Source organism: Dokdonella aquatica (assembly GCF_051987395.1).
GTDB lineage: Bacteria > Pseudomonadota > Gammaproteobacteria > Xanthomonadales > Rhodanobacteraceae > Dokdonella.
In genome coordinates, this window is sequence record NZ_CP197094.1 from 3,800,128 (window position 1) to 3,812,557 (window position 12,430).

14 protein-coding genes are annotated in these 12,430 nt (G+C 70.1%); 8 read left to right on the forward strand and 6 right to left on the reverse strand.

From position 1 onward, the window contains the following. Positions 1–164: 164 nt before the first annotated feature. From dnaX to ACQQ2N_RS16905, 4 genes are all read left to right on the forward strand, one after another. Positions 165–1,862: a DNA polymerase III subunit gamma/tau gene (gene dnaX / locus ACQQ2N_RS16890; protein ID WP_440222735.1), complete on the forward strand. Its 1,698-nt coding sequence runs from the start codon at positions 165–167 to the stop codon at positions 1,860–1,862. 1 nt (position 1,863) lies between these two features. Next, the gene (locus tag ACQQ2N_RS16895; protein WP_440222736.1) at positions 1,864–2,187 is read left to right on the forward strand and encodes a YbaB/EbfC family nucleoid-associated protein; all 324 of its coding nucleotides are present in this window, start codon (positions 1,864–1,866) and stop codon (positions 2,185–2,187) included. A gap of 70 nt (positions 2,188–2,257) precedes the next feature. Continuing rightward, the gene (gene recR / locus ACQQ2N_RS16900; protein ID WP_440222737.1) at positions 2,258–2,869 is read left to right on the forward strand and encodes a recombination mediator RecR; all 612 of its coding nucleotides are present in this window, start codon (positions 2,258–2,260) and stop codon (positions 2,867–2,869) included. Next, positions 2,866–3,210, forward strand: coding sequence for a histidine triad nucleotide-binding protein (locus tag ACQQ2N_RS16905; protein ID WP_440222738.1), 345 nt, complete (start codon positions 2,866–2,868; stop codon positions 3,208–3,210). The genes recR and ACQQ2N_RS16905 overlap by 4 nt, the downstream gene beginning before the upstream one ends. A gap of 7 nt (positions 3,211–3,217) precedes the next feature. Here the strand turns inward: ACQQ2N_RS16905 and ACQQ2N_RS16910 are convergent, their stop codons facing one another. The 4 genes from ACQQ2N_RS16910 to ACQQ2N_RS16925 all read right to left on the reverse strand — a co-directional run bounded on the left by ACQQ2N_RS16910 (position 3,218) and on the right by ACQQ2N_RS16925 (position 7,773). After that, complete coding sequence (locus ACQQ2N_RS16910) at positions 3,218–3,811, reverse strand: Slp family lipoprotein (protein ID WP_440222739.1); 594 nt, start codon at positions 3,809–3,811, stop codon at positions 3,218–3,220. A 74-nt stretch (positions 3,812–3,885) separates the two neighbouring features. After that, positions 3,886–5,847, reverse strand: coding sequence for a transglutaminase TgpA family protein (locus tag ACQQ2N_RS16915; RefSeq protein ID WP_440222740.1), 1,962 nt, complete (start codon positions 5,845–5,847; stop codon positions 3,886–3,888). Beyond that, a complete protein-coding gene (locus tag ACQQ2N_RS16920; protein WP_440222741.1) occupies positions 5,834–6,817 on the reverse strand; it encodes a DUF58 domain-containing protein in 984 nt (327 codons plus the stop codon). Before ACQQ2N_RS16920 ends, ACQQ2N_RS16915 begins: the two co-directional genes overlap by 14 nt. Further along, positions 6,814–7,773 carry an AAA family ATPase gene (locus ACQQ2N_RS16925; RefSeq protein WP_440222742.1) on the reverse strand — a complete coding sequence of 320 codons (960 nt, stop codon included), beginning with the start codon at positions 7,771–7,773 and terminating at the stop codon, positions 6,814–6,816. The genes ACQQ2N_RS16920 and ACQQ2N_RS16925 overlap by 4 nt, the downstream gene beginning before the upstream one ends. A 69-nt stretch (positions 7,774–7,842) precedes the next feature. On the opposite strand from ACQQ2N_RS16925, the gene ACQQ2N_RS16930 reads away from it, so the two are divergent. Continuing rightward, positions 7,843–9,420 (forward strand): ArnT family glycosyltransferase, encoded by a 1,578-nt coding sequence (locus ACQQ2N_RS16930; protein ID WP_440222743.1) that lies wholly within the window; start codon positions 7,843–7,845, stop codon positions 9,418–9,420. Here ACQQ2N_RS16930 and ACQQ2N_RS16935 read toward each other — a convergent pair. Together ACQQ2N_RS16935 and ACQQ2N_RS16940 are read right to left on the reverse strand one after the other, a co-directional pair. Next, positions 9,397–9,984, reverse strand: coding sequence for a Maf family protein (locus ACQQ2N_RS16935; RefSeq protein ID WP_440222744.1), 588 nt, complete (start codon positions 9,982–9,984; stop codon positions 9,397–9,399). The two genes, ACQQ2N_RS16930 and ACQQ2N_RS16935, sit on opposite strands and share 24 nt — an antisense overlap. Continuing rightward, positions 9,981–10,412, reverse strand: a complete 432-nt coding sequence (locus ACQQ2N_RS16940) for a hypothetical protein (RefSeq protein WP_440222745.1) — start codon at positions 10,410–10,412, stop codon at positions 9,981–9,983. The genes ACQQ2N_RS16935 and ACQQ2N_RS16940 overlap by 4 nt, the downstream gene beginning before the upstream one ends. 155 nt (positions 10,413–10,567) lie before the next feature. Here ACQQ2N_RS16940 and ACQQ2N_RS16945 point away from each other — a divergent pair, with 155 nt between their 5' ends. The 3 genes from ACQQ2N_RS16945 to ACQQ2N_RS16955 all read left to right on the forward strand — a co-directional run bounded on the left by ACQQ2N_RS16945 (position 10,568) and on the right by ACQQ2N_RS16955 (position 12,425). Continuing rightward, complete coding sequence (locus ACQQ2N_RS16945; protein ID WP_440222746.1) at positions 10,568–11,089, forward strand: YceD family protein; 522 nt, start codon at positions 10,568–10,570, stop codon at positions 11,087–11,089. Between the two features lie 103 nt (positions 11,090–11,192). Further along, positions 11,193–11,387, forward strand: coding sequence for a 50S ribosomal protein L32 (rpmF, locus tag ACQQ2N_RS16950; protein ID WP_440222747.1), 195 nt, complete (start codon positions 11,193–11,195; stop codon positions 11,385–11,387). Between the two features lie 54 nt (positions 11,388–11,441). Beyond that, the gene (locus tag ACQQ2N_RS16955; RefSeq protein ID WP_440222748.1) at positions 11,442–12,425 is read left to right on the forward strand and encodes a beta-ketoacyl-ACP synthase III; all 984 of its coding nucleotides are present in this window, start codon (positions 11,442–11,444) and stop codon (positions 12,423–12,425) included. Positions 12,426–12,430: the final 5 nt, after the last annotated feature.

Below are 12,430 nucleotides of genomic sequence, written 5' to 3' on the forward strand. Positions count from 1 at the left end.
CGCGAGGCGTGCCGCGCGGTTCCCGCTGTCGCCGTTTCCCTTTCGGCCGCGCAACGGGCCGCGGAGGATACTAGGCCGGCACGGACCAGACAAGCGCGTGCGCGTTGCCTTGGTCAGGCCGGCGAGAAGTTGGCACAATCCACGTTCGTCCTGCGGAAGTCCCGATGTCCTACCAGGTTCTCGCGCGCAAGTGGCGACCACGCCGGTTCACCGAGCTGGTCGGCCAGGAACATGTCGTCCGCGCGCTCTCGCACGCCCTCGACGGCGGACGCATCCATCACGCGTTCCTGTTCACGGGCACGCGCGGCGTCGGCAAGACGACGATCGCGCGCATCTTCGCCAAGTCGCTCAACTGCGAGCGTGGCCCGACCTCGGATCCCTGCGGCACCTGCGGTGCCTGCACCGAGATCGATGCGGGCCGATTCGTCGACCTGCTCGAGATCGATGCCGCCAGCAACACCGGCATCGACAACGTGCGCGAGCTCATCGACAACGCGCAGTACGCCCCGGCACGCGGCGCGTACAAGGTGTACCTCATCGACGAGGTGCACATGCTGTCGAAGGCGGCGTTCAACGCGCTGCTCAAGACGCTCGAGGAGCCGCCGCCGCACGTCAAGTTCCTGCTCGCGACGACCGACCCGCAGCGCCTGCCGGTCACCGTGCTCTCGCGCTGCATCAAGTTCAACCTCAAGCGCCTCACGCCCGAGCAGATCGTCGGCCAGATGCGCCACATCCTCGGTGCCGAAGGCATCGCGTTCGAGGACGAGGCGATCGACGTGCTCTCGCGTGCAGCCGACGGCTCGCTGCGCGACGGCTTGTCCCTGCTCGACCAGGCGATCGCCCACGGCGGCGGCGCGCTGCGCGCCGGCGAGGTGCACGCGATGCTCGGCACGGTCGAGCGTGCGCGCGTGCGCGTGCTGCTCGATGCGCTGGTCGCGCACGATGCGGGCGCCTTGATCGCCGAGATCGAACGCATCGCCGAGTTCGCGCCCGATTTCGCCCAGGTGCTCGACGAGCTTGCGGGCCTCCTGCATCGCGTGCAGCTCGCCCAGCTCGTCGCCGGCACGGGGGACGAGTCCACGCAGGCACTCGCCGCGCGCATCGACGCGCGTGAAGTCCAGCTTTACTACCAGATGGCGATCACGGGCCGGCGCGACCTCGCGCTCGCGCCGACCGCGCGCGTCGGCTTCGAGATGGCCTTGCTGCGCATGCTCGCGTTCGCGCCGGCCGGCCCGGGTGGTGGTGCCAAGGTGGCTCCGTCGACGTCATCCGGTGCGGCCGCGGCAGCGGCCGCGTTCGCATCGCACGGTGCTCCTGCTCCTACATCGCCGCCGCCACGTGCGGCGAAGCCCGATGCCGCGCACGAATCGTCGCGGGTCGTGCCGTTCGCGCCGCCGCAGGCACCCCCGGCTGCTGCACCCGTGCATGCTGCTCCCGCCCAGCGCGTGGCCGCGCCGGCTGCGTCGTCGATGCCGCTTGAGGTCGGCGACTGGCCCGACCTCGTGCGCCGTGCCGATCTCGGCGGCCCGGTCGGCCAGCTCGCGATGCACGCGGTGCTCGTCGGCGTCGATGGCGACACGCTGCGCCTCGGCATCAAGGCGAGCCATGAGCATTTCGTGTCGCCGCCGATCACGGCCCAGCTCGAGAAGAGGCTCGGCGAGACATTCGGCCGACCGGTGAGGATCCGCATCGAGAAGGCCGATACCGCCGCGCAGACGCCGGCCGACCATCACGCGCGCCAGCAGGCCACGCGCCAGCAGGCCGCCCACGACGGCCTGCGCGACGATCCGCTCGTGCAGTCGCTGATCGACACCTTCGACGCGCGCATCGTGCGCGACTCGGTCCGTCCCCTGGAGAAATGACATGAAAGGTCCCCTCGCCGGTCTCATGCAGCAGGCGCAGCGCATGCAGGAGAGCATGCAGCGCGCGCAGGAAGAGCTCGCCCAGCTCGAAGTGACCGGGCAGGCCGGTGGCGGCCTCGTCAGCGTCGTCATGAGCGGTCGCCACGAAGTACGCCGCGTCACGATCGACCGCCAGCTGTTCGCCGACGATCCCGAAATGGCCGAGGACCTGGTCGCCGCCGCGACGAACGACGCCGTCAACAAGGTCGCCGCGATCAGCCAGGAACGAATGGGCGGTGTCACGGCCGGCATGAACCTGCCGCCGGGCTTCAAGCTGCCGTTCTGAGCGCCGCAGCCTTCGACCTTCCTCCGGGCGACGCCTTGCGCGTCGCCGACTCCGCACGCCACGACCTGCCATGTCCACCGGCTCCCCGCTGCTCGCCGACCTGATCGACGCCTTGCGCTGCCTGCCCGGCGTCGGCGCCAAGACCGCGCAGCGCATGGCCTTCCATGTGCTCGAGCGCGACCGGCCCGGCGCGCGGCGCCTGGCGGAGCGGCTGGCTGCCGCCGTGGACAAGGTCGGCAACTGCCGGCGTTGTCGCGGTTTCAGCGAGCAGGACATCTGCGGCTTGTGTGCGAACACGATGCGCGACGCACACCTGCTGTGCGTGGTCGAGACGCCGGTCGACCAGCTCGCGATCGAGCAGGCGACCGGGTATCGCGGGCACTACTTCGTGCTGCTCGGCCGCCTGTCGCCGCTCGACGGACTCGGCCCCAAGGAGCTCGGCCTCGATCTGCTCGCGCAACGCCTCGCCGAGGGCGAGGTGCAGGAACTCATCGTCGCGACCAATCCGACCGTCGAAGGCGAGGCGACCGCCCACATGCTCGCCCAGCTCGCTCGTGCCGCCGGCGTGCGCGCGAGCCGGCTCGCGCACGGCGTGCCGCTCGGCGGCGAGCTCGAATTCATCGATCGCGGCACGCTCGCCCATGCCTTCGGCGGGCGCCAGTCCATGCAGGAGGTTCCATGAGCGAGACGATTTTCAGCAAGATCATCCGGCGCGAGATCCCGGCCGAGATCGTGTACGAGGACGACGACATCCTCGCGTTCCGCGACATCAACGGCCAGGCGCCGACGCACGTGCTGTTCATCCCGAAGCGCCCTATCGCGACCCTCAACGACCTCGGCGAAGACGATGCGAACCTCGTCGGCCGGCTCGTGCTCGCGGCGACGCGCTACGCGAAAGCGCAGGGCTTCGCCGAGGACGGCTACCGCTGCGTCATCAATTGCAACCGTGACGGCGGCCAGTCGGTCTACCACATCCACCTGCACGTGCTGGCCGGGCGCCAGCTGAGCTGGCCGCCCGGCTGAGTCCTGCCTAGTGCTTGGCGTCGGGCTTCGGCTTGACGATGACGACCGGTGGCGGGCCCCACCAGCCCGCGCCGCCCCAGTACGGACCGAAGCGTGGCCCCCAGAACGGGTCGTACGGCCACGGATCGCGCTGCTGCACGACCAGCGGACGCTTCGGCCACAGGTAGACGACATCGGCCTCGACGCGCGGGTAGGTGTAGTCGAATTCGCCGACGCGTCCGCGCTGCGTACCGGCAAGCGTGCCGATCACGGTCATGCTGCGTCCCTTCACGAACACTTCGGGATCGTAGAAGCCGCTGCGGCAGGCGATGAAGCGCCCCGCGTTGGTGTCGCGCGCGAGCGGCCGCGCGGAGCCGTCGAGTTCGCGGCCGAGGATCTCGAAGCAGGTCGCATCGCGACCGGGTTCGACCTTGATGATCTCGCCGCCCCAGCGTACGCGTTCGCCTCGCGGCGCGGCGCCGGACGAGGCGCGGTCACCCCCTGCGCCGGCGACGGCCGATGGCGTCGTGGCCGTGAATTCGCCCTTCAGCGGTGCCGGAACCGTCGCGCACGCCGCGAGCGACAGCACTGCTGGAATCGCCAACCACCTTGCACACCGCATGATCGTCTCCGGGATTCGAAGGGCGTTTCCACGCCATGATGACAGGACGCGCGTCAGTGCCGGGGCGTCGCGCGTCAGCGAAGTATGACCGCGCGCGGCAGCTTCAATTCCCGTACCGCGCGAGCGAACGCGTCGACCTGTTCAGGTGGTGGTTCGGCATGCGCGTAACGCAGCGTGACGTAGTCGCGCACGATCGCGGCAAGCCTGTCCGCGGTGGTGGCGTCGACGATGCGCGCACGGGCGCGTTCGAGCCAGTCGAGAGGGCCTTCGCCATCACGTGCGTCGAGTCCGCGCCGCAGGGCGCGACGCTGCAGTCGCCGCCAGGCCGCGTCGAGCGCGTCTCCGCGAACGTCACGCGGGCTGCGCATCACCCACCATGTGGCCAGGCCCAGCACGACGGCCACCACGCACGCGAGCACGCGCAGGAGGTCGCCCTGATCGGCGTCGCGGACGCCGAACGGCGTCAGCAGGCTGCGCTGGCGCAGCGCATTGAACTGCACGATCGTGTCCGTCCACAGGCGGTTGACGACGTCGAGGCGGTTGCGCGCCTCGAGCCACCATTCCGAACCGAACCACCCCGCGTCGCGGTTGGCCGCCGGTGCGCCCCGTTCGATGCGCTCCGGACTCACGGCGGCGGTCGGATCCACGCGTACCCAGCCGCGGGACTCGAGCCAGACCTCCGACCATGCGTGCGCATCCGACTGGCGCACGAGCAGGTAGCCCGAGCCCTGGTTCATCCAGCCGCCCTGATAGCCCGTCACGACGCGCGCCGGGATGCCTGCGGCACGCATGAGCACGACGAAGGCGGCGCTGTAGTGTTCGCAGTAGCCGGCCTGCGTATCGAACAGGAAATCGTCGACGGAATGCCTGCCGAGCGGCGGCGGCGACAGCGTGTAGCTGAAGCTCGCGTTGAAGTTCGCGAGGGCCGCGCGCATGACCCCGTCGTCGCCGCCGGACTCGGCGCGCCAGCGCCTGGCGAGCTCGATCGCACGCGGATTGAAGCCATCCGGAAGGTGCAGCGCGCGCCGGCGCTCGTCGTCGCGCAACGTGGTCGAGAAGCGATAGTCGGTGACGGAAGAGGCCCGGAAGCGGCGCGGCGTCGACAAGGCACCGCGTGACGTGACCACGCGGTCGTTCGACAGGCGGGTGTTTTCGGGTGCCTCGACAGGGAGGTCGAGGACCGGGACCCATGGGCGGTCGGTCGGCTCGATCGTGATCTCGTAAGCGAGCGGGGCGGACAGCGCCTCGAGCGTGTCGGCGGCGGACTCGGGGAACTGCCTGTCGCGCGTCCACGTCGTGCCGTCGAAATCCGACAGCACGATCGCGCGGAAGTAGCGTTGCGCGGGCGTGGGGGCCGCGCCGTCGAAGCGCACGCGCAAGGCCGGCGAGTCGTCGACGAGCAGTTCGGTGAGTCCGCCCGGCGACATGCGGTCGTCGAGTCCCGTGCGACCGAGTTCGTCGCCGCCGGGTGAGCCCCAAAGCGGTGAACCGAGGCGCGGGATCAGCAGGAATGCCGCCGCCGCCAGCGGCAGGCCGAGCCCGACCAGGGCACCGCCGCTGCGCAGTCCCGAGCGCAGCGGACGTGACGGATCGAGCGGCGCGGGCTGCAGGGCGTGCAAGGCCGCCAGCAGCAGCACGAGCACCGCGCACAACGCCACGGTGAACGCCAGGGTCTGCGTGAACAGCAGCGCGCTCATGAGCACGAAGGCAGAGAAGCCGAGCGTCGCGCGCGCGTCGCGCAGCTTCTCCGTCTCGACCAGCTTGAGCATGAGCAGGCCGGCCGCGAGCGCGCTGCCGGGCTCGCGGCCGAACAGGTTGCCGTACTGAGAGACGACCGCGATCACGAGCAGTCCCACGAGGGGAACCCGCACCCATGCGGGCACGACGCGCGTGCTGCGTCGCCGCGCGACGACACGCAGTGCCGCCGCCACGACGATCGCGATGGCGAACCACAGCGGCAGGCGTGGCAGGTGCGGCGCGACCGCGGCGAACGCGGTCAGCGCGACGATGTCGTACTGGCGGTCAGACAGGCGCATGCGGGAGCAGGGCGAGCGCGCGCAGGCAGGCATGCCGATGCGCCGTGCCTTCGGACGGGCCGAGGCGCTCTTCGGGAAGCACGAGCGTGTAGGCGAGCGCCGCCGCGTCGGCTTCGACGACCCAGGCCGCGAGGCGGCGGATGCGCGCCTCGGCGTCGAGCGGCGCGAGTGCGGCGTAGTCGAACGTCACGACATCGCCGCTGCGTCGCTCACTCTCGCGTGACAGCAGCTTGTCCTGGCGTGCGGATGCCTTCCATGCGATGAGGCGGGGACGGTCGCCTACGCGGTAGTCGCGGAGTCCTGCGAATTCGCCGTCGCTGCCGACCTGCAAACGCGAGCCGTCCTCGCCCCCGGTGCGCGGCCATGCCGGCACGCCGGGTTCGAGTGCCGGGTAGACGAGGAATGTCACGTCGGGATGCACCCAGCTCCAGACCACGAAAAGCCCGAGGGGCTGGTCGCTCCAGAGCTTGATCCTGCCGGGACGGAACCAGCCGCGCGCGGACGCCGGGATGTCGATCGTCACGGCCCCCGGCGCGCCTGCGGGCAGGGCGAAGGCCTGCTCGACATCGTGCGAATGCCATCGCAGCGATGGCCTCGCGCGGCCCCCGGGGTCGAACGTGCAGGTCAGTCGCAGGTTGCCGCCCGCATGGCACGGCGCCGCGCCCGCATCCACGAGCGCGAGGCCGGAGAGTGTGCGGAATCCCGCGAACAGGCTCATCCAGGCGCCGCCCGCGAGGATGCAGGTGAGCAGCAGCGCGGGATTGTTCGCGTAGTTGAGCGATCCGAGCAGCATGATCGCCAGCAGGATCGCGAACGCGATGCCGAAGCGCGTCGGCAGCACGTAGATGCGCCGGCGGTGCAGCCGGATCGGCAGGGCCTCGGCGCGTCGGAGCCGCGTCAGGGCGGGCAGGCGCTTTTCGGCGAGCGCGAGGACGCGCTGCCGCCACGAAGGGACGCTCGTCGTCGTCATCGCACCGCGGTGGCGTCGAGCAGGCCCTTGGCGAGATCGCCGCGGTTGCCGCGGGACGTCGCGGACGGCGTGAGCCGGTGCGCGCTCACGAACGGGAATACGGCCTGCACGTCCTCGGGGACGCAGTAGCCGCGCCCGCCGAGCAAGGCATGTGCGCGCGCCGCGGCGAGGACCGCGAGACCGGCGCGCGGCGAGAGGCCGATCTCGATCTGCGCACTGCGTCGACTCGCATCGAGCAGATCCTGGACGTAGTCGAGCAGGGCGGGACTCGCGACGACCGCCTGCGCGGCGACGCGCAATGCGAGGATCTGCGCCGGGGCGAGGCAGGGCGCGAGGCCGTCGAGCAGCCGATTGCGGTCCGGTGAGGCGAGCATCGCGCGCTCGGCCTCGCGGTCCGGGTAGCCCAGGCTCATGCGCAGCATGAAGCGGTCGAGCTGCGAATCGGGCAGCGGATAGGTGCCGGAGAAATCGAGCGGGTTCTGCGTCGCGACGACGAAGAATGGCGAAGGCAGGGCGTGCGCATGACCGTCGACGGTGACCTGGCCCTCGGCCATCGCCTCGAGCAGCGCGCTCTGCGTCTTCGGCGTCGCGCGATTGATCTCGTCGGCGAGCAGCAGCTGCGTGAAGATGGGACCCGGGTGGAACTTGAAACTGCCCGGCTCGCGCTCGTAGACGCTGACGCCGATAATGTCCGACGGCAGCAGGTCGCTCGTGAACTGCACGCGCTGGAAGCCGAGGCCGAGCGTCGCGGCGAGTGCGTGCGCGAGCGTGGTCTTGCCGACGCCCGGCAGATCCTCGATGAGCAGGTGTCCCCCCGCGATGAGACAGACGAACGCGAGCCGCACCTCGGATTTCTTTCCGAGCAGGACCCGGTTGACCTGCGCGATGCCGCGCGCGAGTGCGTCGCGAAGATCACTGTCGAGGATGGGGGCGGGCGTGGACGGCGAATCGGGCATGGTCGGCGCGTGCGGATGAGGGAGCAGGACGACATGGCCGCGCGCGGCGCCGTCGACCCGAGTGTAGCCGTGCCCGTACACGCATGGCGAGACGGCGCGATCGCGTGGCGGCGTGCGTTCATCGTCGCATTCCTCGCATGCACGGCGTTGAAGCTGTGGATCGCGGCATCGCTTTCGCCGTTCGTCGACGAAGCGTTCTACTGGCAGGAAAGCCGCCGCCTCGCATGGTCGTACAGCGACGTGCCCGGCATGACCGCGTGGCTCATCCACCTCGGCGAGAGCGTGCTCGGCCACTCGGTGTTCGCGATGCGCCTGCCGTTCCTCGTGCTCGCCACCGCGACGGTCGTGCTGGTCGTCGTGCTCGCACGCAGGCTCGCCGGCGCGTGCGCAGGGTGGCAGGCGGGTCTCGGTGCGCTCGTGCTGCCGCTGCTCGGATCGCTCGGCGTGCTGGCCCTGCCTGACGTGCCGTTGCTGTTCGCGAGCGTGCTCGCGCTGGTCGCGCTCGAGCGCGCACTCGCGACACGCTCGACGGGGGCGTGGTGCCTCGTCGGCGTCTCACTCGCGCTCGCGTGGCTCAGTCATTACCGTGCCGCGATGCTCGTTGCGGCGGGGTTCGCCATCATGGTGGCCACGGCACGCGGCAGGTCATGCTGGCGCGAGCGCGGGTTCTGGATCGCGGTCGCGATCGGCGCACTGGGCATCCTGCCGCTGCTCGCGTTCAATGCCACGCAAGGCTGGTCCGCGGCAGGCTTCCAGTTCGTCGACCGGCATCCATGGTCGTTCCAGGCCGAGGCGCTGCTGCAACCGTTCGAGCAGGCGCTCGTGACGACGCCACTCCTCTATATGGTGTTCGTCGGCACCCTCGTCGCGGCGCTGCGTCGGCTGCGCCTCGGCGCGCCCTGGGATCTGCTCGCCTGGAGCGCGTGCGTGCCGATCCTCGGCTACTTCGTGCTGGGCCTGTTCGCCGACCACGAGCGCTTCCGCGTGCACTGGCCGCTCGCCGGGTACGTCCCGCTGCTCGTCGCGTTGCCTCTGCTGCTGCGCGAGGCTTGGCGAGGTCGCGCGTTGCGCATGACGATCCTCGCGGCGTTCATGCTCGCGGCAGCCGGCACGCTCGTCGTGCTCGGTTGGTTCGCGGCAGCGGCGCATCCCGCGTCGACGGCGTACCTCGCCGCGGGCAAGCTGTATCCGTCGCATTTCGCGGGATGGCGCGAAACGGCGTCGGCGGCGCGTGACCTCATGGCCTCTGCGGAGCATGCCGGCAAGCCGCTCGTCGCCGACAACTTCATGCTCGCGGCCGAGCTCGAGTTCGCACTCCAAGCTGGTGCGGTGCCGACGCTCGACAGCCCGCTCAACGCCAAGCACGGGCGGGCACGCCAGCTCGCGATCTGGCAACAGGACGAAGCCGGCGTGCGCGCGCTGGCGGGACGCGACGTCGTCGTCGCGATGGACGAGACCGCCTTGCGCGAACGCGATCGCGCGGCATGGCGCGATGCGGTGTGCGCGCGCTTCGATGCGCTGCAGGAGATCAGGCGACTCGACCTCCACGGTGGCCGCAAGCGCATCGTGTTCCTCGAGGGCGTGGTGCGTGCGGAGCCCGTTGCGGGAGGCCGCTGCGAGGCCTCAGGGCAGGGCGAGACCCGCTGAGCGCAGCATCGCGGCCAGCGCGACGAGCGGCAAGCCGACGAGGGCGGTCGGATCCTGCGTCTCGACGCGTTCGAACAGCGCGATGCCGAGGCCTTCGACCTTGAAGCTGCCCGCACAGTCGAGTGGTCGTTCACGCTCGACGTAGCGCGCGATGGTCGCGGCGTCGAGCGTGCGGAAGACGACGCGCGTTTCGTCGAGATGATCGCGGACGCCGCCACCGTGGCGTGTGTCGACGAGGCGCACGGCGGTCAGGAAGCGCACCGTGCGTCCCGAGCATGCCGCGAGCTGGGTGCAGGCCGTGGCGACATCGCCGGGCTTGCCGAGTACGCGACCGTCGAGATCGGCGACCTGATCCGAACCGATGACGAGGCTGTCGGGCCGGTCGCGTGCGACCGCATCGGCCTTGGCAGCGGCCAGTCGTGTCGCGAGATCGCGTGGCGATTCGTCGCAGCGTGCATCTTCGTCGACGCCCGGGGCGACTCGATCGAACCCGTCGACGAGGCGGCCGAGCAGCTCGGCCCGGTAGCGCGAGGTCGAGGCGAGCACGATCGGCGGAGCGCTCATGCCGGCCGCCCCGCCTCGTCGAGTTCGGCGCAGACCTCGGCCAGCCTCTGCATCTGCCCGGCCAGCCGTTCGCGTGACTGGCGCAGGGCGCTGCCGGCGTTGCGCAGATCGTCGAGCGAGGCGGTCGTGGCGTGGTCGCGCAGCCACAGGCGATGCTGCAGAAGGTCGTGCAGGGCGGCCTGGACCTGCGGTTCGGCGGTCAGCGTTGCGCGCGCCGACACGTCCAGAGAGCTCGGCATCTGGCTGACCCTGGCAGGCAGCTCGCGCATGCGGGCGCGGCATTCCTGCAGTTCGCGTTCGAGGGCGTCGGCATCGTCCAGGATCACGCGCAGGGTGCGCGTGCGCGTATTCCACCAGCGCTCGCGCAGGAACAGGCCCGCCGTGCCGAGGGCGAGCACCGTCGCGAGGATCACGAGTACGGTCGTCATCGCCCGAGTCTGCCGAATGCGCACGGGCACGGCAATTTCGGCGGTCGTGCCGCACCACACCGGGCATCCGTCGCACGCAGGGCCTTGTTTTGCCAAGGCTCCGCGGATGTCGCGCGGTTGACATGAACGGGGGGTCCACCTACCATCGCGCGCCCATGCCAGCCGCCTTGCCCGACAACGTAGACGCTTGGCGCATGGTGCAGGCGCGCCGCGAGTTCGATGGCACGCTGCCGCTGGCGAAGTTGCCCCGACTCGGCGCGAGCCTGGCAGGGCAGGAAGGCAGCGTACGCTACGCCATCGAATTCGGAACGGATGACTTCGGCATCGCGTTCCTCGAGCTCGATGTCGAGGCGGCGCTTCCGCTCGTGTGCCAGCGTACGCTGGACGTCTTCGAGCAGCCGGTGCGCATCCATCAGCGCCTCGGCCTCATCGATGACGAGTCGCGCGAAGCGTCGCTGCCCGAAGGCTACGAGCCGCTGCTCGTGACCGACGGCAACCTCGATCTCAAGGACGTGATCGAGGACGAGTTGATCCTGTCGCTGCCCGTCGTGGCGTTGGCGCCCGGCGTGCCGTTCGACGAGGTGCCGCTCGCGGTGGCACCTGCCATCGAGGTCGACGAGGCGCCTTCCAACCCGTTCGCGGTGCTCGGACGCCTCCGGGACACGCGCACGGACTGAACGTGTCAAGCGCCGGCCATGTGCCTGCGTCGTGCCAACCCTGTTCCATCCTTACAACACCGCTTGCCCAGCAAGCCACATCGCTACACCCTGGAGAGTTGTCATGGCAGTCGCCAAGAGCCGTAAAACCCCGTCCCGCCGCGGCATGCGCCGTTCGCACGACGCCCTCACCGCCAAGCAGCTGTCGACCGATCCGACGTCGGGCGAGGTGCACCTGCGCCACCACGTCACCAAGGACGGCTACTACCGCGGCAAGAAGGTCATCGAAACGAAGGGTTCGGTTCCCGAAGCGGACTGAGTCGACGGTGCGATCCACCGGCGAGCCGCCTGAGCGGCTCGCTGCCGGCCTGCCATGGGAGTAGAGACCCTGTTGTACTCACGCATCGCCGGCACCGGCAGCTACCTTCCCGACAAGGTCGTCACCAACGCGGATCTCGAGAAGTTCGTCGAGACCAGCGACGAATGGATCCGGACGCGCACGGGCATCCGTGAGCGGCGCATGGCCGCGGACGGCGAGACGACGGGCGATCTCGCCTTCCACGCGGCGACGCGTGCACTCGAGGCCGCGGGTGTGCAGGCGTCCGAGCTCGACCTCATCGTGCTCGGAACGACCACGCCGGACATCATCTTTCCGTCGACGGCCTGCCTGCTGCAGCACCGCCTCGGTGCCAACGGCTGCGCGGCGTTCGACGTCAACGCAGCGTGCTCGGGCTTCGTCTACGCGCTCGGCGTCGCCGATGCTTTCATCCGCAGTGGCCAGGCCCGCAAGGCGCTCGTGGTCGGTGCCGAGACGCTCACGCGCATGCTCGACTGGAACGATCGTGGCACCTGCGTGCTGTTCGGAGACGGTGCCGGCGCGGTGGTGCTCGAGGCCTCCGAAGAGCCGGGCATCCTGACCACCAAGCTGCACGCGGACGGCGGATACAAGCATCTCCTGTACAACCCGGTCGGCGTCTCGGCGGGATTTCGCGACGAGCCGAACCATGGCGTCCGCGTGCTCATGACCGGCAACGAGGTGTTCAAGGTCGCGGTCAAGACGCTCGATCGCATCGTCGGCGAGACGCTCGAGGCCGCCGGCATGGACGAGTCGCAGATCGACTGGCTCATTCCGCACCAGGCCAACCTGCGCATCATCGAAGCCACGGCCAAGCGCCTGAAGATGCCGATGGAGCGCGTCGTCGTCACGGTCGACCGCCACGGCAACACGTCGTCGGGATCCGTGCCGCTCGCGCTCGACGAAGCCGTACGCTCGGGCAGGGTCAAGCGCGGCCAGACCGTGCTGCTCGAGGCCTTCGGTGGCGGCTTCACGTGGGCTTCGGCATTGCTGCGGTACTGATCGAC